This is a genomic window from Barnesiella sp. (genome assembly GCF_022723415.1).
GTDB classification, from domain to species: domain Bacteria; phylum Bacteroidota; class Bacteroidia; order Bacteroidales; family Barnesiellaceae; genus Barnesiella; species Barnesiella intestinihominis.
Map to the genome: position 1 here is coordinate 12,396 of NZ_JAIJHU010000014.1, position 14,995 is coordinate 27,390.

At 45.6% G+C, this 14,995-nt stretch carries 13 protein-coding genes; 8 read left to right on the plus strand and 5 right to left on the minus strand.

Translation table 11 applies throughout. The features are described 5' to 3' along the window. Positions 1-29 precede the first annotated feature (29 nt). Entirely contained in the window at positions 30-1,259 is a 1,230-nt protein-coding gene (locus QVD32_RS04450) for a TPM domain-containing protein (RefSeq protein WP_118686980.1), read from the minus strand. Between the two features lie 9 nt (positions 1,260-1,268). After that, positions 1,269-2,600 carry a deoxyguanosinetriphosphate triphosphohydrolase gene (locus QVD32_RS04455; protein WP_040296300.1) on the minus strand — a complete coding sequence of 444 codons (1,332 nt, stop codon included), beginning with the start codon at positions 2,598-2,600 and terminating at the stop codon, positions 1,269-1,271. Between the two features lie 268 nt (positions 2,601-2,868). Between QVD32_RS04455 and dut the strand changes: the two genes are divergently transcribed. Genes dut through QVD32_RS04485 form a run of 6 tightly spaced genes read left to right on the plus strand, consistent with a single transcriptional unit; the run spans position 2,869 to position 9,555 of the window. Continuing rightward, entirely contained in the window at positions 2,869-3,309 is a 441-nt protein-coding gene (gene dut / locus QVD32_RS04460) for a dUTP diphosphatase (RefSeq protein ID WP_021891320.1), read from the plus strand. 25 nt (positions 3,310-3,334) lie between these two features. After that, positions 3,335-5,083 carry a tetratricopeptide repeat protein gene (locus QVD32_RS04465; RefSeq protein ID WP_021891319.1) on the plus strand — a complete coding sequence of 583 codons (1,749 nt, stop codon included), beginning with the start codon at positions 3,335-3,337 and terminating at the stop codon, positions 5,081-5,083. Continuing rightward, positions 5,080-5,910 carry a lipoprotein insertase outer membrane protein LolB1 gene (lolB1, locus tag QVD32_RS04470; RefSeq protein WP_021891318.1) on the plus strand — a complete coding sequence of 277 codons (831 nt, stop codon included), beginning with the start codon at positions 5,080-5,082 and terminating at the stop codon, positions 5,908-5,910. Before QVD32_RS04465 ends, lolB1 begins: the two co-directional genes overlap by 4 nt. Beyond that, positions 5,907-7,151 (plus strand): murein hydrolase activator EnvC family protein, encoded by a 1,245-nt coding sequence (locus tag QVD32_RS04475; protein WP_021891317.1) that lies wholly within the window; start codon positions 5,907-5,909, stop codon positions 7,149-7,151. Before lolB1 ends, QVD32_RS04475 begins: the two co-directional genes overlap by 4 nt. Positions 7,152-7,168: 17 nt before the next feature. Further along, positions 7,169-8,104, plus strand: coding sequence for a GNAT family N-acetyltransferase (locus tag QVD32_RS04480; protein WP_118686978.1), 936 nt, complete (start codon positions 7,169-7,171; stop codon positions 8,102-8,104). Beyond that, entirely contained in the window at positions 8,101-9,555 is a 1,455-nt protein-coding gene (locus tag QVD32_RS04485) for an oligosaccharide flippase family protein (protein WP_118686977.1), read from the plus strand. Before QVD32_RS04480 ends, QVD32_RS04485 begins: the two co-directional genes overlap by 4 nt. On the opposite strand, the gene QVD32_RS04490 is transcribed toward QVD32_RS04485, so the two are convergent. Then, positions 9,556-10,656 carry a glycosyltransferase family protein gene (locus tag QVD32_RS04490; protein ID WP_118686976.1) on the minus strand — a complete coding sequence of 367 codons (1,101 nt, stop codon included), beginning with the start codon at positions 10,654-10,656 and terminating at the stop codon, positions 9,556-9,558. Beyond that, on the minus strand, positions 10,634-11,737 hold the full coding sequence (locus tag QVD32_RS04495; RefSeq protein WP_118686975.1) for a glycosyltransferase family protein: 1,104 nt from the start codon (positions 11,735-11,737) through the stop codon (positions 10,634-10,636). The genes QVD32_RS04490 and QVD32_RS04495 overlap by 23 nt, the downstream gene beginning before the upstream one ends. Positions 11,738-12,163: 426 nt before the next feature. Between QVD32_RS04495 and QVD32_RS04500 the strand changes: the two genes are divergently transcribed. Together QVD32_RS04500 and QVD32_RS04505 are read left to right on the plus strand one after the other, a co-directional pair. Further along, positions 12,164-12,739 carry a DUF4251 domain-containing protein gene (locus tag QVD32_RS04500; RefSeq protein WP_008862875.1) on the plus strand — a complete coding sequence of 192 codons (576 nt, stop codon included), beginning with the start codon at positions 12,164-12,166 and terminating at the stop codon, positions 12,737-12,739. An 83-nt stretch (positions 12,740-12,822) separates the two neighbouring features. Further along, complete coding sequence (locus tag QVD32_RS04505) at positions 12,823-13,767, plus strand: glycosyltransferase family A protein (RefSeq protein ID WP_118686974.1); 945 nt, start codon at positions 12,823-12,825, stop codon at positions 13,765-13,767. On the opposite strand, the gene QVD32_RS04510 is transcribed toward QVD32_RS04505, so the two are convergent. Next, on the minus strand, positions 13,756-14,838 hold the full coding sequence (locus tag QVD32_RS04510; protein WP_118686973.1) for a M20 family metallo-hydrolase: 1,083 nt from the start codon (positions 14,836-14,838) through the stop codon (positions 13,756-13,758). The two genes, QVD32_RS04505 and QVD32_RS04510, sit on opposite strands and share 12 nt — an antisense overlap. Between the last annotated feature and the right edge of the window lie 157 nt (positions 14,839-14,995).

Sequence of the window (14,995 nt, forward strand, 5' to 3'; positions counted from 1 at the left end):
TAGTGTGAATAATCATTAGTCGTTTGTATTTACCAACCGGAAGTCGAACCTCCGCCGCCTGTGGCTCCGCCCCCGAAGCCTCCACCGAATCCGCCTCCGAAACCTCCGCCTCTACGACCACTTCCGACAACTGCGGCGGCTACGATAATGGGTATGATATACTGTTTACAGTCTGTTTTGTGACAGTGAGCGCAATGATATCTTTTTTCTCCCAATCCGGTACTGACCGTCGTAGCTCTGCGTAGAATGTGGTCGCCTTCGAAACTGTAAGCCCGGCTGTGGCAGTACGGGCATTTCTGGTATTGAGTAAATTGGTTTTCATAAGGATATACCAATGTATTCCCGCAATGGTCGCAGAGCCATACGTCGTAATCTACCGAGTTCAGCCGTTCTTCCGTGTTTTCTTGCGGTGTGAGGTATCGGTTGTCTTCTTCTTCGTCGAGCTTTCTCATTTTGTTTCCGCAAGATTCACAATTGCGAGGCTTGTTGCGAAGACGCTTCAACCGTCGTCCGAGCCCTCCGTAAAGGAGAAGTACGAAGAATGGGAACAAAAAGCTGCCGGCTAAGAGATACGGGCGAAATCCGGCCAGCCGTTTGTATCGCTCGTAGGCGTCTTTTTTTGCATAATGAGCGATGTTCCAAAGCATAGCAAATAACAAAATGTGAGATACGACGAGGGAAACCGTGAGGTATATACCGATGATTCTCTCCCAGTCGATTCCTTTTTTTACCGGTGCGGCGGCAAGTTCTTTTACGGCCTCGGGAGTTGTTAAAATTCGGGTAATGACATTCATTCCGTCGAGGATTCCTTTATCATAGTCTCCTTGTTTGAATTGTGGTATAACGTATTGCGTTTGTATGCGTTTACAAATAGCATCGGGTAATATTCCTTCTATACCATACCCTGTGCGGAATGTAATTCTGCGTTGGTCGAGTATCAACAAAACCAGCAGTCCGTTGTCGTTTTGTTTTCCTATTCCCCATCGGGTAAAAAGTTCCGTGGCGAAGTCGTCTATGTCGTCGTCCCCAATGGACTGTAAGGCGACGACTGCAACTTCGGAAGTGTTGGCTTCTTGTAGGGAGAATAGCATTTGGTCGAGGGTGTTTACTGTCTCGGCCGATAAAATACCGTCTGGATTGCTTACGAAACGTCTCCCGTCATCGAGGTGCACATTGGGGACTTTATCGACCGTGTATTCAGTTGCCCGTATGAGCGGGCAGACGAGTAGCAATAAGGAGATTATAGCGATTTTTTTCATAATTCATATTTAGAGAGACGGCAAACTCATGCCGTTGATTTTTCGATAGAGGTCGAGGGCGTAGACATCGGTCATACCCGATATATAATCGATGACGGCCTGAACTTTACCGTATAGCGTGGTGGAATGTACTTCGTATTGTTCGGGTACTTTGTTCAGCAATAGTCTCGAATAGGCTTTGTCGGGGAATCGTACGGCATCCAAGAATTTGTCAAGCAGAACGGAAATGATGCGATTACCTGCTAACTCGATATCCAGAACATCGGACGATTTGTAAATTTTCGTCCATGCGGTGTCGGCGCAATTTTGGTAGGCCGTCCGGGGCCTTTCGGAAATGTGGTCCACCAAAGCTCCTTTGAATCTTCCCTCTAACAGCGCTTGTTCTTCCCGGCAAAACAGCGTGGAACATTCGTCTATGAGCGTGCCGATGACACATGACCGCAGATAAACGATTTGCTCGTTGAGGTCGCTCACTATTTCCAAAACTTCGTTGATGTGTTTCTTTCTGTCGTCATCGAAAAAGTCGAGGAATAGTTTCTTGACGGTTTCGGTTGTCAGGATTTTCAGTTTATGGGCATCCTCGATGTCCATGATTTGGTAACAGATGTCGTCGGCAGCTTCGACCAAATAGACTAACGGGTGGCGATGGTATCGTTCGCCGCTGTCGCCGTCCGGCAGTAATCCCAAGTCTCGGGCGATACGCAGGAAGTCTTGTTTCTCGGAGGTGAAAAATCCCGATTTTCCTTTTTTTGTCGATTGTATGGAGGAGTAGGGATATTTGACTATCGAGGCCAATGTCGAATAGGTGAGGGCGAATCCTCCGGGTCTCCGACCTTGAAATTGATGGGTGAGCAACCGGAAAGCATTTGCATTACCTTCGAAGTGCGTAAGATCTTGCCAATGATATTCGTTTTTCAGTTCTTGTTTTATTATTTGTCCGTTTCCCTCGGAAAAATAAGTTGCGATAGCTCTTTCGCCCGAATGCCCGAAAGGCGGATTTCCCAAGTCGTGGGCAAGACATGCCGCCGAGGTGATGGCTCCCAAATGGTTGAGTTTGTAACACCACGGTTCGTTTTTGTATTTTTCGCTGAGCACGGCCGACACGTTGTTTCCCAATGAGCGTCCTACGCATGATACTTCAAGGCTGTGGGTCAGTCGGTTATGGACGAAGATGCTACCCGGCAGAGGAAATACCTGTGTTTTGTTCTGTAATCGACGAAACGGGGCCGAGAAAACCAATCGGTCATAATCGCGTTGAAAATCGGTGCGAGTATGATGTCTGTCGTCATGGTATTGCTCCATGCCGAACCGTTTGGAGGTGATCAGTTTCTCCCAGTGCATTTGCGCGGTTTTTTCTTGGGCTTGTGCGTTCATAAGGGTTTTATCGTCAATCTTTGCAAAAATAGCGAAAGTAGGATAAAACAAGTTATTTGTTTTTCATACCGAATCTCTGCTATTTCACATTTTATGCAAATATAGTGAAAACCTCACCCGATTTACAGATGTATTGAATTAAAATATAAAAAATAGGCTGCTTTTTTGATAGGATTTCGTTATTTTCGCAAATTAAAAGAATAAAAATAAGAGTTCTCTATTAAAACATGCTCAGATGAAAGTTTCCGTCAAGATAGTCAATAAGTCGCATCATGCGTTACCTTCTTACAGTACTTTGTTCTCGGCCGGAATGGATATTCGCGCCAATCTGTCGGAGCCCGTCACGTTAGCTCCTATGGAGCGCCGGTTGATTCCTACCGGGATTTTTATCGCTTTGCCCGAAGGATACGAGGCTCAGATACGTCCGCGCAGCGGGTTGGCGTTGAAGCATGGTATCACGATACCGAATTCTCCGGGAACGATCGATGCCGATTATCGGGGAGAGGTAGGTATCATCGTGTTGAACGCTTCGGACAAGCCGTTTACCATCGAGGACGGCGAGCGTATTTGCCAAATGGTGGTGAAAGAGTATTGTCGGGTAGAGTGGAATGAAGTGGATAGCTTGGACGAGACCGAGCGAGGAGCCGGCGGATTCGGTCATACAGGTGTGAAATAGCAACCTCCGAGAAATGATGATGGAGATGGGAATACGGAAATATGGATTTACAAGAGGATTGACGTGCTTAATATTTGTTTTTATTTTGTGCGGCTGTGCCTCGACCAAAGGTATTGCGGATAAGTCGGGGGAGCTTTCTTCGGAGGATCGCCGGAAATTTGACTATTTCTATTTGGAGGCCGAGCGATTGAAAGCTATCGGAGAAAACGATGCCGCATTCGATTTGATGAGTCGGGCGGCCGATTTGGATACGACTAGTGCCGCCGCGCGCTTTTTCTTGGCTCCATATTATCTGAGAATGGGGTTTTACGAGCAGGCGAGGAAAGACTTGCGATATGCCGCTGAAAAATATCCCGATAATTATTGGTATAACGTAGTGTATGCCAATTTCTCACAGCAGAGCAACCGTCACGACGAGGCCATACGGATATGGACGCGGTTGCTGGAACAGAATCCCGATAAGCCCGAAATAAATTCGGCTTTGGCAGAAACTTATACGGCCAAAGGCGATATGAGGCAGGCTGTCGCCTGTTATGATCGAATGGAGTCATCGATGGGTATGATGGAGCCGATTACGATAGAGAAGTTGAAACTTTATGAGTATATGGGCGATAAGGAGGCTATGGTGGCCGAGGCGGAGAAGTTGCAACGGACTTTTCCCCGAAATACCGATTATATGAGACTGTTGGGCGATATTTATTTGGAGGCCGGAAACGATTCGGCGGCTCTGTCGATCTATAATAAAGCTTTGGATCTTGAACCCGAAAACGGATATATCTATTTGTCGAGAGCCGGATACTATGAGAAACGAGGCGATACGATCGCTTATAACAACGAAATACGCAATGCTCTGATGAACCGACGTATCGATGTCGATACCAAACTAAGTATTTTCAGTACGTATATCGTCGGCCTCATGAAGAAAAAACAAGAGTTGAACCGGGTCGATTCCTTATTTGCCGAGATGTTGGAACAGTACCCTCAGGAGGAACCTGTTCATCGTCTGTTCGGTATGTATCTGTCGAGCCGTAAAGATTTTTCCCGTGCCGAGGAACAGTATGCGATTGCTGCCGATTTGGCTCCTACCAATCCGGAAAACTGGTTGCAACTGATAGGACTGTATCTTTATCAAGAGAAATACGCCGAGGTGATACGAGTGGGAAAGAGGGCTATACAATATGTTCCCGACCAAAAGGATATATATATGTATGTGGCGGTAGCCAGCGCACAGACTAAAAGTTATGACGAGGCCCTCTCGATGTTGGAAACAGGCTTGAATTATGTAGAGGAGAATGATGCGGGTACAAAGTCGTTTTTTTACGGGCAGATGGGCGATGTGTACCATTCGGCGGGAGATAAGGAGAAGTCGTATGAAATGTATGAGAAAGCCTTGTCTTACAATGCATCGAATATTCCGGTGTTGAATAATTACAGCTATTTTCTCGCTATGGAGGGGCGGGATTTGGATAAAGCCGAGCGAATGAGTGCACAGGCCGTTAAGGCCGAGCCGGATAATGCTACTTATCTGGATACGTATGCTTGGATATTTTTCAAGCAGGGCAATTATTCTTTGGCACGGATTTATTTACAAAATGCGTTAGATAAGACGAAAGAGCCGAGTGCGGAGTTGTTCGAGCATTGCGGCGATATTTTGTTTATGCTGGGCGAAGTCGACGAGGCTGTGACCTACTGGCAGAAAGCTCTCGAAGCAGGTAGCGAATCGGCCGAGCTGTTGCAAAAGAAAATCAAGAACAAGAAATATATCGAGAAATGAATCACATACGAATCGCGGTCTGCTCGATCGTTCTGCTGATTTTGGCAGGGTGTAAGGGTGGGAAGGAATTGATTTCAGAGCGTCCTGTTTCACAAGAGGTGCGGAATAATTTCGAGTCGTTAATGGCCTCCTATCCCGATTGGAATACGTTTTCTGCCAAAGGCTCCGCCGATTTATCTTTCGGAGCGAGCGGTTCTTTGAGTGCATCTACTCAACTGCGTATGGTTCGGGGCGAAGTGTTGCAAATCTCGGTGAGAATCATTTTGGGCATAGAAGTCGCCCGGTTATATATGACACCCGACAGTTTGTTTCTGGTGAATAAGATGCAGAAACAGTATGTAGCGGCATCGTTGCAGGAGATAGGGGAAAAGCTGTCCAGTCCCGTTTCGTTGCAGACCGTTCAAGATGCTTTGTTGGGACGCATATTTTTATTGAATAGCGCGAACAATGCATATGGTATAGATGATTTCGAGGTGATGGAATCCGGTTCCTCCCGTTGGTCGCTTTCTCCGAAAAGGCAGGACGAGAGATTTGGTTACCGTTTCGATTTGGACGAAACAAAACTGCTTTCTACCCAAATGGGTTCGACGAGTGGGCACAAAGAGATTGTATGTCATTATACCGATTTTATTAAACAGGGACAGAGCGAGAATTTTCCTACGAAGATGAAAATCGCTTTGACGGGGTTGAGTGTCCCGGTTTCGTTGAATTTGAGATATGATTCCTCTTCGGTTTCATGGAATGGAAAAGTCGGTGTAGAGAAACCTGCTTTATCAAAATATACGCGTGTTTCGGCGGCGCAGATGTTAAAGAAATTGTCGATATGAAAAGGTGGTTGATTATATGGTGTTTGTTGTTCGGCTTTTCGGCTGCGGTTTTTTCTCAAACTCTCGAAATGGAGGATTTGCGGAAGAACCGGGAGCGGACTTTGAAAGAGTTGAATGAGACCAATAAAAAACTGAATAAAACGTTGAAGAGTGCCAAAAATTCTTTGAACGAATTAAACAGTATTACCGCAGAAATCAGGCAGCAACGGAATCTTATCTCGAAAATCAATAGGGAAATCGCTGTAATCAATCGCAGGCAAAGGGCTGTGAAAGATACTATTTATTTGTTGCAAAAGGACTTGACGGCTAAAAAAAGGAGTTATGCCAACGCGGTGAAACGCATGGGACATCAGCGGTCGGAGTATGATGAACTTATGTTTATATTTTCTGCATCTTCATTGAGCCAGTCCTATCGTCGCGCTCGTTATCTGAAAGAGTACTCGGCGTGGAGAAAGCGGCAGGCTGCCGAGATTGCGGAACGGAAACAGCAATTGGAAGTGTTGCAAAAACAACTTGCCAAAAGTGTAGCCGAAAAGAATGCGGTATTGAAGGAACGGAATGCCGAAGCCGAGGTATTGAAAAAACAAGAAGGCAGTAAACGAACGTTGATCGCCGGATTGAAGAAGCAAGAGAAACAACTGAAAAGGGAGATAGACCGGAAGCGGAAACAGGCCGAGGCGTTGGATCGCAAGTTGGAACAACTGATTGCCGAGGAAGAGCGTAAATCGTCTACCCGTGCTGACAAGACCGAGGGAAAAAATTCTACTGCACAGCAGCGGCCTACCAAAGGTTATAAGATGACCAAAGAAGAATTGGCCTTGTCGGGCAGTTTCGAGAAAAATAAAGGAAAGCTGCCGTTCCCTTTGTCGGGCAGTTATAAAATAGTCGCGCATTTCGGGCGGCAGAAGCACCCGGAGTTGCGTTATGTGCAGACCGAAAATAGCGGTATCGATATCGAGACTACGCCGGGAACAAAGGCTCGTGCTGTATTCAACGGAGTCGTTTCCCGCATTTTCGTGACACCGGGATACAACAGTACGATTATCGTGCGTCACGGTAATTATCTGACTATCTATGCCAATTTAAGCGAGGTATATGTACGAGCCGGCGAAAAGGTTTCGACCGGACAGAATCTGGGAAAGATTTATTCCGACTCTCAGGACGGCAATCGTACGATTCTTACTTTCCAATTGTGGAAAGAACGTACGAAACTGAATCCGGAGCTATGGCTGAATTTGTAAAATAAAACAAGATTCGTATGATAGAAATACATCGGTACACTGCGGCTTATCATAGGGATTGGAATGATTTCGTATCCGAATCGTCGAACGGTACGTTTTTGTTTTTGCGGGAGTATATGGAGTATCATGCCGATCGCTTTACGGATTATTCTCTCTTGGTTTATGACGGTAATAAATTGTTGGCCTTGTTACCGGCAAACCGTTCGGGCGATGTGTTGTACTCGCATGCCGGACTGACTTACGGCGGGTTGATCGTGACTACTCGGAATACGACGGCGCAGGTTCTCGAAATCATGCGGTCGATTGCCGATTTTTTGAAAAAAGAACGGTTTGTCAAATGGGTGTATAAATGTATTCCACACATCTATCATCGTTATCCTTCTGAGTCGGACTTGTATGCTTTATTTCGATTAGAGGCTCGATTGATGGGGCGCAATATATCTTCGACCGTGCAGTTGGATAATCCGATCCGATTACGTGCCGACCGGCGCAGCCGAATGAAGAAGGCCGAGCAAGCCGGGTTGCGGGTAGTCGAGACCACCGATTTCTCTCCTTTTTGGAAAGTTTTAGATGCTAATTTGCAAGAGCGGTTTCATGTGAAACCTGTTCACTCGTTGGACGAAATCGAGTTGTTGCATAGTCGGTTTCCCGATCGGATTCGTCATTTCGTGACGATGAGGGGTGACGAGACTTTGGCGGGGAGCGTCATTTATGATACGGGAATCGTGGCGCATGCGCAATATACTTCTGCTTCGGCAGAAGGGAAAGCATCGGGTGCTCTCGATTTGTTGTACGCCCGGCTTATAGGTGAGGTTTTCGCCGATAGGAAATGGTTCGATTTCGGTCAGTCGACGGAAGATATGGGGCACTATCTGAACGAAGGGCTTATCGCTCAAAAAGAGGGATTCGGCGGGCGAGGGGTTGCTTATGATATATACGAGATAACGCTATGACCGGCGGGGAGGAGAAAAAAAATATCTATCGCACGATTGTGAAGGCTACCGGACTTTTCGGCGGTACACAGGTATTTACCATTCTCTGCTCGATTATCAAAACGAAATTGGTCGCTATATGGTTGGGAGCCGAGGGTGTGGGTATCATCGGGCTGTATAATAATACTGTCGAGATGATTTCCTCGTTGACAAGATTGGGAATCGGAACGAGTTCCGTGAGGGATTTATCCAAAGCGTTTAAATCGGGGGACGAAAGTCGGTTTGCCGAACTGGTGTCTGTCGTGCGTCGTTGGATTTGGTTCACCGGGTTGTTGGGGGCGGTGGTTATGCTGACTTTCGCTCCGTTGTTAAGCCGATATACGTTTGGTGACGATGCCCATATATGGGGGTACGTTTTTTTGTCGTGTACGTTGTTGTTTACGACTCTTACCGAGGGGGAACGGGCGGTGATTCAGGCATCGGAACGTTTGCGGGTTTTGGCAAGATGCTCTGTTTTAGGGTCTTTTTTCGCTTTATTGTTCTCTTTACCCTTGTTCTATTTTTTCGGTATTTCGGGTATTGTCCCCGCCATTATCGCACATACATTTTCCATTTGGGTCGTGACTGTTTCGTTGGGTAGGAAGATGAAGATAAAGCCGGTGAAAATGAGTTGGACCGAGACTTACCGGCAGGGAAAGAATATCGCTTCGTTGGGTATTTATATGACGGTAAGCGGGTTTGTCACGACCTTGTATTCCTACCTGTTCGTCGCATGGCTCAACGATAGAGGAGGAACCGGAGAGGTAGGTTTTTTTCAAGCGGGTTATACGTTGGTCATGCAGTATGTGGGGTTGGTTTTTACGGCTATGTCTATGGAATATTATCCCCGTTTGTCGGCTGTCTGCGAGGATAAAGTATTGTTGTCGGAACATGTGACCCGGCAAGTGGAAACGTCGTTGTTGATATTGGCTCCTGTCATTTCGTTATTCCTGATTTTTCAGAATTTGATTATACATATATTATATACATCTGCGTTTTTAGCCATCAGCGGGTATATTTCGTGGGCTGTATTGGGCATGCTTTTCCGGGCATTTTCGTGGAGCGTGAGTTTTGTTCTGCTGGCGAAGGGAGCAGGCCGTATTTTTTTAATAACGGAAATCGTAGCCGATTCCTTGATGTTCGTAATGTATCTTGTCGGGTATACCCATTGGGGGTTACAGGGTGTCGGGGTGGCCTATTTGTTGGCCTATCTGTTTTCGATGACAGGGATTTACATGGTTTGTCATCTGAAATTTGGGTTACATATTCCGGTGCGAATGTTCGTTTCTCTTTTTGTTTATAGTTCTTTATGTTATTTCGTTTGGCTGTTGTGGTCGAACGATTGTTTGGCGGGGGCTTACAGCCTGACCGCATTTATTTGTCTTTTTACCGGATTTCAGTTGAAAAAGAAGATATTCTGTAAATCGAAATAATTAGTGCTTCTCCCAAAATTCGAGATATTGCCGGGCTACTTTTACGTGGTCGTGATATTTTTCTACGAATTGTCTACTTTCGGTCGATAGTCTCGGTAATTGATCCCGATGTATAATCAGATTTTCCAGTTGTTTGAATATATCGTTTCGGTCGGGTAACACGTTGATAATAGGCCGTAGTTTTTGCTCGCCGATAAAATTATAAAATTCGGGTTCGGCTCCGCTTACGGCTATAATGCCTCGTGCCATAGCAGCCAGCGCATTGGTGGCGGGTGTATAGGAATAGAGTTGGTCCAGAAGGATATGACAATCTACCAGTAGTTTGTTGTATTCGTCGAACGGTACGGAAACGACTTTTTGTATATGGCTTTCGCGGGGGTATTTATCATGAATTTCTCGGAGTACGTCGAGTAATATGTCGGTTCCTTTTATCGCTGTGCGGTGTTGTTGTATTCCGATGAAGAACTTAACGACCTCCGGTGTGCTTTTTATCGGGTGGAAAGGATTGATCGACAGGTCGATGGGTATGGGGATATAGGCTAACTTATCGGCATATTCGGGCTGGTATGCTGCATAATATTCATATAGACAGGCAATGATACCATTGGCTTCTTGGGCCATTTCGATGTTGGGTCGCTCGTTGGGACCGCCTATCCATGCCGCAAGCATTTTTTCTCGTTCGGGATGCGGGAGCGGTCGGTCTCCGACGAAGAAGTCGGAGTAACGAAAGGTTTTGCCGTCCAAGCATGCTTTTACATAATAGTGGTCTATGGCGAGAGCATCGAGGAATATCTTTTTGTTGTGCTTTTTCAGGTATTTAAAAATAGCCCAATTCTTTTCTGGACGTAAATCGAAAAAGACAGGATTAGTTACTTGGACAACATCATAACCTCTCATTTGCGGGAGATGTCGTATAATATCCGCCATGTACTGTATGGAATGAAACAGATCATATCCTCGACGAACGATACTGACATCTCGTTTGTTGTTGAGCCAGTGGCTACCGTGAGAAACGACTGTCACCGTGTGACCATTGGCTCGAAGCCCTTCGGCCAATGTCCAGTGTAAGTTGCTGGCTTCACCGATCAGTAGGATTTTCATGTAGAGTTAAGTTATAGATTTGTTGGTAACATAGAATCGTTTTTTGTGCGATAAGTTCCGTATTCATATTTTGTCGGGCAAATTCTGCATTCTTTTCTCCATATCCTGTATTTGCTAATTGTCGGGCATGAGCGACAGCTTCGATGACCGAATGACTGTCGGTGAGGTCGAAAGTAGGATTTCCCGTCAAATCGAGAAGTTCGCCGATATTCCCGAATTTGGGTCCTGCGACGACTTTATGAAAGAAAAGAGCCATAGGAACATTGCCCGAGTTGAGAATCTCTTTACGTTGAATCAGAACGATATCTGCGGCCGAGAAGTAGTAAGGAAGCTCGGTATTCGATATTTTCTCGTGTAGTTGTAAAGCTCTATTCGTGTCGAGCCGGAATTTCTTTTTTTGAGTTCGGTATCGCAGCAGATTTTGTATGGGTGTTTTACGGTTGGTAAAACAACTGTTGTAGAAACCGGGAGCCAATAGGAACTTATCCGACATGGGTAGATGCTCGAAAGCATCGACGACAAGGCGCTGTTCTTCTTCGTTGCGGTAACTTCCAAAAGTGAGAATGATGAATTTATCGGTCGGTAGTCCCAGCTTATTGCGGGAGGTCAATTTCGAAGGGAATGCATATCCACATGAATCGTATATGTGATGAGGTATGACGAAATGCCGAGCCGTGTTTTCGGGATATATACGGGCGAACTCTTGTCGGCTATATTCTCCCAAATGAATAATCGCATTGCTTTGAGTTTCGACGATACGATATAGTTCCAATTTGTTTTTGTCCGTGCAATAATGCGGGATAGCGTCATGGCGGGTATATACGATTTTGGTTCCCATGCTTTTCAGTCGAGCGATTCGTTGTCGTAGAGCTTTTAACCCGTTATCGGAGGGTTGCCGCCATTTGAAAATGACTTCGGGAAACTGAATGTGAACGATGTCGTATTTTCGGGGGGAATTCCAAAAGGCATCGATACTACATTCTACGGAGCCATTTTGTCGTCGTATCTCCTCGCATAGGGACTTGACGTACAAATTGTCGTTTTGAATGATTTTGTCGAAGTAGACGAAAAGTATGTTCATGGCTATGCTTGGACGATGTTTCGTATATCGACAAAAGTAATAAAATTTTGTAGAAATGTCCCGACGGAAAGATTGAAATGAGTATTGTGCAGAAATTTATCTTCAATCGAGGAAAATTGTCTTGGTTTCGAGTGTTTTCGAGATTGAGAAACAGAGCTTATGTAAAGATGCCGAAGCGAACAATATGAACCTTCGAAGCATTGTATAAATAGGTAACATTATTTATCTGGAATTACAGATTGCTCGACCGCCGTTATTGGTTCGGCTGAATGCGGTATTCGATAGCTCTACGTTTGCCGGTCTATGATTAGTAATGTATTGGTGGAGGGTGTGAATGATTTGATTTTGCGGAAGATATACTTCGATTCAATTTTATATGTGGCATATTTTTTGCAATTATGTTATCGTTAATTTAAAATTTGGAATATGAACAGATTATTTCTTTTTATGACAATATTGGTGCTGGGTGTGCCGGTATATGCTCAGTCGGAAAAACGTATAGATACGAAAGAGAAACAAGAGAATGTAAACAGTCGTGAACTGAAAAAACAGTTGGCTGCTATCCAAGATTCGATTAATTATAAGAATGCGGTGAGTGCTTTGGAAAAATCGAATTTTGTATTGGAAGCAGATCAGTTGCTGTTTAAAAGGGGCGGGACTGCTTTCGTATCGTCCAATACGAATTTTGTTTCTTTGTCGGATAATAGGGCGATCGTACAGGTGGCTCCGTTTAACGGTGGAGGCCCGAACGGGGTGGGTGGTATAACTGTGGAAGGTAGTGCTTCGAATGTAAAAGTACAGACGGATAAGAAAGGGAATACGACTCTTTCCATGAATGTCATGGGAACCGGTATTTCTGCTACGGTCAATATCTTTTTATTCAAAGGGAGTAACTATGCGTCTGTGGTTATTAGTCCCAATTATAATTCGAATCGGATTACTTTGAGGGGACGACTTGTTCCCAAAGAGTATTCAACTGTTTTCAAGGGTTCCTCGTTTTAGATTTTTGTTGTAGATAGATGGATTCTGTATGAAAAACATACATGCGTATGTTTTTCATACAGAATCTGTTTATATTTGCATAGATGAAACAAGCAGGAATAGGGATAGTTATTCCCGTGTATAATCGAGAACGGGAGTTGCGGCGGACATTCGATTCTGTCGTTGCACAGACTTATCGCCCTATCCATGTGGTATTGGTCGATAACGGTTCCACCGATGGGTCGTTGGCTTTATGCCGGGAGTTAAAGGGGGCATATGAGACCGATGATTTTCGGATAACGGTTGTCGAAGAGGCTAAACGAGGACCATCGGCAGCCCGGAACCGAGGTCTTGCTTGTGTGACGGAGGAGTTTGTGGCTTTTCTCGATAGCGACGACGAGTATATTCCCGAGTCAGTTTCGCTGTATATGCAGGCTTTCGAGAGTAATCCATCGGCGGATATTGCGGGGTGTACCATACGACTTATACCGGAACAGGGCAAACCTTATTCGGCAAAGGCGGTTTTCTCCAACCGGGTGGAACCTCATTTGTTCCATAGTACTTTGGGTACGGTACGTTATGCGGTGCGGACGACAGTGCTGCGTGCAGTGGGCGGTTGGCCTGAGGATTATATGCGTTGGGAGGATTGGGGTTTAGGAATCAAATTGTTACTGTTTACAGACCGAATCGTCTGGGTTCAAACACCTCCGTTGGTGAATGTATATCTCCATGCCGACAGTATTACGGGTTATCGTTATGCTCCTAATGTCCCCGATATTTTAAGAGCGATTGCGCAAGCTCACGAAGATGTGGAGCGAAGCGATTCTGCGCAGAAAGCCCGTTTGCATAAATTGTTGCTTTATAAACAAATGGTTGTGGCCGGACTTTGTCGAAAGGAAAAAAGTCCGTTGGGTACTGAGATTTATCGCTCGACGATGGAGACAGCGGGTAAAGACAGGACGATGCGCTGGTTCTTACCGATGGTTTATCGATATGTCTCTTGGGGAGGTCGAGGATCGGCTATCCTTGCCAACCGATTATTGCGCTGATTTCTCGATTTGAAGCCGATCGAGTAAGCAAATGTATACTTCAATGGCTTCTCGTATTTCTTCTAATATAATGTATTCGTCGGCGGTGTGCGAGCGTGACGAATCGCCCGGACCCATTTTTACCGAGGGGAATGGCATGAGGGCTTGATCGGAGAGGGTGGGAGAACCGAATGGTTCATATCCGGCAAAGAGTGCTCTGCGGACAAACGGGTGCTGTATGGAAATTGCCGATGAATTGAGCCGTAAGGAGCGAGGTGTGATTTCCACTTCGGGAAAACGGGATTTGAGAATCTCGACGGCTTCGGCATTGGTGTAGCGGTCGTTGGTGCGTACATCGACTACAAAATCGCAACGGTCGGGGATAACGTTGTGTTGTGTTCCTGCCTGAATTTGGGTGACAGTCAGTTTTACTTTTCCCAATAAATCGGAAGCGAGCGGAAACTCGAATGTTCGTAGGGCTTCGATCGTTTCGGTGGCTTTGTACAAGGCGTTGATTCCTTCGTTGCGAGCGGCGTGTCCCGACTTTCCATATGTGGAACAATCGAGTACAAGCAACCCTTTTTCGCAGACGGCGGGCTGCATACCCGTGGGTTCGCCTACCACGGCGAAATCGATAGTCGGCAGTTGTTCCAGAGCCTTGACAATACCGTTTTGCCCGGAGACTTCTTCCTCGGCGGATGCCAAAAAGACAAGGTTGTAGGGCTGTTCGGTTTCGGAAAGGTGAATGAATGCGCTTAACAAAGAGACGACACTTGCTCCGGCATCGTTGCTTCCTAAGCCATATAGCCGGTTATCTTCTTCGATCGGAACAAAGGGCGGGCGACTCCAACTGTCTGTGGGCTTTACCGTATCTATGTGCGAGTTGAGGAGAACGGTAGGTTTTTCTGAATCGAATTCGCGGGCGAAAGTCCATACGTTATTGCCGGCTCGATATGGTGTGAATCTGTTTTTTTGCAAGGTCTCACAGATTATTTGCGCTGCCGCATCTTCCTCCCGACTGATGGAAGGTGTCCTGATTAACCGATGTAGCAAATCTATGGCAGAATAATATAGTTCGTCTTTTGAGTTCATTTCCGATTTCGATTTTCACAAAAGTAGTTTATTTTTATCGGTTTCGATAATTTCTGACCGGATTTATTGGGGGCGATATGGGTTTGAATATTAACTGATATTAACTATTCGGATTTGAATGCTTATTTGTGGGGAAAGGTTGATGTACAAATGATAT

Excerpts from the sequence above, each read along its gene's own strand:
- QVD32_RS04450 (WP_118686980.1), bottom strand. The coding sequence starts at position 1,259 with ATGAAAAAAATCGCTATAATCTCCTTATTGCTACTCGTCTGCCCGCTC.
- QVD32_RS04455 (WP_040296300.1), bottom strand. The coding sequence starts at position 2,600 with ATGCACTGGGAGAAACTGATCACCTCCAAACGGTTCGGCATGGAGCAA.
- dut (WP_021891320.1), top strand. The coding sequence starts at position 2,869 with ATGAAAGTTTCCGTCAAGATAGTCAATAAGTCGCATCATGCGTTACCT.
- QVD32_RS04465 (WP_021891319.1), top strand. The coding sequence starts at position 3,335 with ATGGGAATACGGAAATATGGATTTACAAGAGGATTGACGTGCTTAATA.
- lolB1 (WP_021891318.1), top strand. The coding sequence starts at position 5,080 with ATGAATCACATACGAATCGCGGTCTGCTCGATCGTTCTGCTGATTTTG.
- QVD32_RS04475 (WP_021891317.1), top strand. The coding sequence starts at position 5,907 with ATGAAAAGGTGGTTGATTATATGGTGTTTGTTGTTCGGCTTTTCGGCT.
- QVD32_RS04480 (WP_118686978.1), top strand. The coding sequence starts at position 7,169 with ATGATAGAAATACATCGGTACACTGCGGCTTATCATAGGGATTGGAAT.
- QVD32_RS04485 (WP_118686977.1), top strand. The coding sequence starts at position 8,101 with ATGACCGGCGGGGAGGAGAAAAAAAATATCTATCGCACGATTGTGAAG.
- QVD32_RS04490 (WP_118686976.1), bottom strand. The coding sequence starts at position 10,656 with ATGAAAATCCTACTGATCGGTGAAGCCAGCAACTTACACTGGACATTG.
- QVD32_RS04495 (WP_118686975.1), bottom strand. The coding sequence starts at position 11,737 with ATGAACATACTTTTCGTCTACTTCGACAAAATCATTCAAAACGACAAT.
- QVD32_RS04500 (WP_008862875.1), top strand. The coding sequence starts at position 12,164 with ATGAACAGATTATTTCTTTTTATGACAATATTGGTGCTGGGTGTGCCG.
- QVD32_RS04505 (WP_118686974.1), top strand. The coding sequence starts at position 12,823 with ATGAAACAAGCAGGAATAGGGATAGTTATTCCCGTGTATAATCGAGAA.
- QVD32_RS04510 (WP_118686973.1), bottom strand. The coding sequence starts at position 14,838 with ATGAACTCAAAAGACGAACTATATTATTCTGCCATAGATTTGCTACAT.